The organism is Microbacterium sp., assembly GCF_031988965.1.
Taxonomy (GTDB): domain Bacteria; phylum Actinomycetota; class Actinomycetes; order Actinomycetales; family Microbacteriaceae; genus Microbacterium.
Genome location: NZ_DALZXX010000219.1, coordinates 1 through 3,234, shown reverse-complemented (window position 1 = coordinate 3,234; position 3,234 = coordinate 1). Strand labels below are relative to the sequence as shown.

Annotated in this window: 4 protein-coding genes; all 4 read left to right on the top strand. The window is 71.3% G+C overall.

Translation table 11 applies throughout. The annotated features are described in order from the left end of the window. Window positions 1-266: hypothetical protein (locus RTM68_RS17840; RefSeq protein ID WP_312173554.1), on the top strand; the 266-nt coding region annotated here is incomplete at its 5' end. Window positions 267-361: 95 nt separating this feature from the next. Continuing rightward, window positions 362-1,351 carry a MoxR family ATPase gene (locus RTM68_RS17835; protein ID WP_194765265.1) on the top strand — a complete coding sequence of 330 codons (990 nt, stop codon included), beginning with the start codon at window positions 362-364 and terminating at the stop codon, window positions 1,349-1,351. Window positions 1,352-1,365: 14 nt separating this feature from the next. Then, window positions 1,366-2,580, top strand: coding sequence for a DUF58 domain-containing protein (locus RTM68_RS17830; RefSeq protein ID WP_312173549.1), 1,215 nt, complete (start codon window positions 1,366-1,368; stop codon window positions 2,578-2,580). Next, on the top strand, window positions 2,567-3,234 hold a 668-nt coding region (locus RTM68_RS17825; RefSeq protein ID WP_312173546.1), incomplete at its 3' end, for a transglutaminaseTgpA domain-containing protein. The genes RTM68_RS17830 and RTM68_RS17825, both read left to right, overlap by 14 nt.

Here is a 3,234-nt window from a genome sequence, read left to right as displayed (position 1 = left end):
TCGATGCCGCCGGGCTGCCGCGGTGGGGCGCGATCGAGCGGCTGGCCGATCGGCTCTCCCCCGGGCGCACGCTGCTCGCCGTCCCGCGACTGATCGCCCGCCGTCGGGGCGACGCCGAACGATTCCGCGAGCACTGGCAGGAGCTCATCGGCAGCTGCTCGCTGCATGAGCTCACGGGGATGCGGGGGCTGGCACTGCTGCGTGTGGCCCGCAGCGCCGACGGTCGTCTCGACGGCGCCGAGCCTCGAGCGCGGGTCTGGGGCTGAGACCGCCGTGCGTTCATTCCGTTGTCACCCCATCCGCAGGCAGCGGCGATACGATCGGTTCACGCGCACCGCAGCGCCCACGTGAGAGGGAACGCATGCCAGAGAATCCGCCCCTGATCCCGACCGTCGTCGGCGCCGAGCAGTTCGCCGCGCAGACGTCGGCCATCATCGACTCGATCGGACGGGTGATCGACGGAAAGCCGGATGCCGTGCGGAGCGCGATCGTGTGCCTGCTCGCCGAGGGGCACCTGCTCATCGAAGACGTTCCCGGTGTGGGCAAGACCATGCTCGCTCGAGCGCTGGCCGCGAGCATCGACGCGACCGTGCGACGCATCCAGTTCACCCCCGACCTGCTGCCGGGTGACGTCACCGGTGTGAGCGTCTACAACCCGGTCGACCGCGAGTTCGAGTTCAAGCGCGGCGCGGTGTTCGCGCACATCGTGATCGCCGACGAGATCAACCGCTCGTCTCCCAAGACCCAGTCGGCCCTGCTCGAGGCGATGGAGGAGGGACAGGTGACGGTCGACGGCTCGACGCACATGCTGCCCGACCCGTTCCTCGTCGTCGCCACCCAGAACCCGCTCGAGATGGAGGGCACCTACGCCCTGCCCGAGGCACAGCGCGACCGCTTCATGATGCGCATCTCGATGGGGTATCCGGATGCCGCGGCCGAAGCCGAGATGCTGCGCCAGCGCGACACCGTCAACCCGTTGGCGGCGGTGCGTGCCGTCGCCGATGCGGCATCCGTCTCGGGCCTGATCGCCTGGGCGCGCTCGGTGCACGTCGCACCCGCGATCGAGGAGTACACGGTGGCACTCGCACAGGCGACCCGCACCGATCCGAACCTGCACCTCGGCGCCAGCCCGCGGGCGACGCTGCAGCTCATCCGCGCGGCGAAGGTGTGGGCGGCGCTCGACGGCCGCGACTTCGTGATCCCCGACGACGTAACCGCCCTGCTGATACCCGTGCTCGCGCACCGTCTGCTGCCCGCTCGAGGCGCCCACCGCGCCGGCGCGCAGCCCGTCGAGTCGGCGCTGCATCAGATCGCCGAGCGCGTGCGCGTGCCGGTGGCCGTGCGGTCCTGACGCCTCCGTCCCCCATGCGTCGCCGTCGGACTCTCACCCTCCGGGGCACGGGTGCGCTTCTCGCCGGACTCGGCTGCGTGATCGCGGCGAACCTGCTCGGTGCGGCCATCCTGCTGTACGTCGGCGTCCTGCTGCTCGCGGTCACCGCCCTGTCGATCCTCGTCGTGGTGCTGCCTCGCCGGTCGGGCACCGTGACTCGCCAGGTCTCGACCGATCTGATCACCGTGTCCGAGACCTCTCGGGTCACGCTGCGGTTCTCGCTGCGCGCTCTGCGGATGCCGCGCGGACTGTGGCGCGATGTGCTCCCCGACGCCGTCACCGGCGACGCCGCCGGCGAGTACCCCTCCGAGACCGGACGGCTGAGCTATCTCATCACCGGCGTGAGACGAGGCGTCTGGCCGGTCGGCCCCCTCGTGCTGCGCACCGTGGATCCGTTCGGGCTGGCGCAGCGCGAACAGGAGTTCGGCGAGACGCGAACCGTGACCGTGGTGCCCGAGGTGTTCACGCTCGCGCCGCTGACGGTGCGGGTCGGTGCCGCCGGCGGCACCGCGCAAACGTCGTCGAGCCGGCTCGGTCAGGGCAGCGACAATCTGTCGCCGCGGCGATACATCTCGGGCGACTCGATGCGACGCATCCACTGGCGAGCGACCGCGCATCGCGGGCAGCTCATGGTGCGACAGGAAGAGGAGGAGTCGAGCCCCGACGCTCTCGTCGTGCTCGATCGCAGCGCCGCGCGATGGACGGCGAGCGGCACCGAGGTCGACCCCGCTTTCGAGACCGCCGTGTCGCTGTGCGCCTCGGCCGCCGTGCACCTCATGCAGGAGGGCTACGGGGTCGACGTGATCGACAGCGCCGGGGTGCTGCTGGGCACACTCCGCGGACATGAGGACGATCGGGACGCACTGCTCGTCGCGCTCGCCCTGGTGTCGCCGAGAGGCGACTCCCGCGATCTCGCCTCTCTGGTCGGCGGCACACCTCCCGGACCTCTCGTGTACATCACGGGCGAGATCGACGAGGAGGATGCCGCGCTGCTCCGACCGTTCGGGGCGGCGGCGCCGATGCTCTTCGCGACCGCGCCGAAGGACGGCGCGGAGACCGCCGCCACACAGCGGGGGTGGCGCTTCGCCGCGCTGGGAGACGACATCGCCGAGGCGTGGGAGGACGTTCTCCCCGAGCGGCAGACGATGTCGACGGCCGATCGTCGGGGGGACGCCGATGTTCAAGGCTGAGGCCACCGCCCCGCGCCCGACACCACCCGCCTGGCATCGCGAGCACGATCTGCCCCCGAGCGTCATCGTGCCCTCGGTGCTCGCCGCGGCTGCCGCGCTCGTCGCGATGTGGCCGTACACCTCGGTGATCGCACCGGGCACGTGGTCGGCCACCGTGCTGCTGATGATCGTCGTCACGGCGCTGACGGGCATGATCATGCGCACCGTCCTGCGTCGCCGTCGGGCGTGGCAGCGAGACCTCGCGACCATGGGCGTGCAGATCGTCGTGGCCTGTGGAGCCCTGACCCTGCTCGTCGCGGGTGGCACCGCGCTGTTCGGTGTGATCCCGACCGAGAGGACCCTCGTCGCCTTCCAGGGGCTCGCCGTCTCCGCCTGGGATGAGGTCGAGCATGGGGTCGCCCCGCTCGAGCCCTCACCGGGCCTCGCCGCCGTGATGGGCCTGGGTTTCGCGTTCGTCGCGATCGTGCTCGACGCCCTGGTCACGCAGCGCGGCGCGGTCGTCGCGTCGTTGCTCACCGCCGCCGTCGGCGCGACGCCGATGATCGCCACGCTCGGCGACGCGAACGTCGTCTGGTTCGTGGCGCTCGGACTGCTGGTGCTCCTGCTGCTCCGGTACACCGCCGTGCAGAATCCCGAGAGCCCGCGGCGCACCTC